Origin of the sequence: Streptomyces sp. M41 (genome assembly GCF_043673425.1) — a bacterium.
Classification (GTDB): Bacteria; Actinomycetota; Actinomycetes; order Streptomycetales; family Streptomycetaceae; genus Streptomyces.
Genome location: NZ_JBIMKE010000038.1, coordinates 62,834 through 64,440, shown reverse-complemented (window position 1 = coordinate 64,440; position 1,607 = coordinate 62,834). Strand labels below are relative to the sequence as shown.

The 1,607-nt window shown below is 65.0% G+C and carries 1 protein-coding gene and 1 pseudogene; one reads left to right on the top strand and one right to left on the bottom strand.

Translation table 11 applies throughout. The features are described from left to right. Positions 1-160: 160 nt before the first annotated feature. Positions 161-943, bottom strand: a pseudogene (locus ACHBTE_RS32295) (polysaccharide deacetylase family protein); the annotation flags it as partial. Between the two features lie 424 nt (positions 944-1,367). Between ACHBTE_RS32295 and ACHBTE_RS32290 the strand changes: the two are divergent. Further along, positions 1,368-1,607 (top strand): tachylectin-related carbohydrate-binding protein (locus ACHBTE_RS32290; protein WP_394728652.1); only part of this gene is annotated, 240 nt, incomplete at its 3' end.

Genomic DNA, 1,607 nt, shown 5'->3' with positions numbered 1-1,607 from the left:
CACCTCCGGGCCTCAATGATCTGGATCAACGACCTGCTGAAGGCAACTGGCTGATCACAACGTCACACAGACCCTAGCGGCGCCCCCGTCACGAGACAGGCTGGGAAGTTGTCCCGGCCGAGGTCCGGTCACTCGCCGGAACGGCGCGCGGCGCGTTCCAATACGCCCGGCCCGGCACTGGCTTGGCGGGAGCGAAGAGCTGCGAGACCGTCACCGGGGTCAGGCCGCGTTTGCGCAGACCGTCGATGATGGCGGGGACGGCGGGCGTGGTGTTGGGGTAGATGTCGTGCAGCAGGATGATGCCGTCCCGCTTCGCCTGGGTCAGCACGCGCTGGGTGATGACTTTCGACGCGGGACTGAGGTAGTCCTTGGCCGTCACGGTCCACAGGATCTGTGCGAGCCCGAGGGACCGGCTGATCCGGGCCACACGCGCGTCGGAGACTCCCTGCGGCGGGCGCATGAGGGTCGGGGCCCGCCCGGTGAGATCCTTGACCTGCTTCTGCACCTTCTCGAGCTGCCGTCGGATCTCCGCCTCGGAGACCTCGGTGAGGCGAGGGTGGCTCCAGGTGTGGTTGCCGATCTCGTGCCCTTCCGCCGCCTCCCGGCGCACCAGGTCGGGGTAGCGGGCCACGTGGTTCTTGCCGAGGAGGAAGAACGTGGCGTTCACACGCTTGGCTTTGAGAATGTCCAACAGCCGTGCCGTGTAAGGACCGGGGCCGGCGTCGAAGGTCAGCGCCACGCACTTCGCCTTACGGCAGTTCACCGGGTGAGGCTTGAGCCTCGTCGGACTCGGTGACGGCTTCGGCGGAGCAGCCGCCGGTCCAGCGACGGAATTCTTCCCCTCAGGGGCTTGATGTGTGGAGGGTGTGGTGCCACAGGCTGCCAGAAGGGCGGCCGCGGTCAGTGCTGCTGCTGCCGAAAGGGCGCGAAGTCGTGTGATCACAGGGAAGCCCTATCAGCGGCACACGGGGTGATCTCCGGGGACACCGCCGACGGTCTGATTTATCACGCGGATTGAGCAACGGCGCCGAGTTGCCGACGCCGTCTTCCCCGCCGGAGCGTCTCACCTCACCGATCCGAAACAACCGAAACGGCCCACCGATGAAACCGACGGACCGTCACGGAAAACGGAGACCGACACCGCTTGGCAGGCCGGGAACCGCAGTTGGCGTTTCCGTTTGCGAGGAACACCCGGCACGCGCAGTGTAGTAGAGAGGGAGATGACCCCTGATGCCGGAGATCAAGAGTCGCCAGGGACGATGTCATCTCGTAGGGGTCTTCCGTTGTGAGGCCGACTCAGCCCGTCTGCATCTTGGCCATGCACACACCCGATGCGTCCTGGGGCGGCCTCTGAAGAGGGATTCACCATGCCAGCAACCCATGTCACAGGTGTTCGTTTCGCGTTCTACAGTATTTACCCGCATGGTGACTTGCACTGGTACCGCCATGACGGGTGGACGCAGGGTACGGCTCATTGGACGGCCGGAGCCGGGGGCAACAAAATCAGCGGCGGCTGGAACATCTACAACGAAGTCTTCAGCGGCAGCGAAGGCGTCATCTACGCCATCAAACCCAACGGCGACCTCCACTGGTACCGCCACGACGGA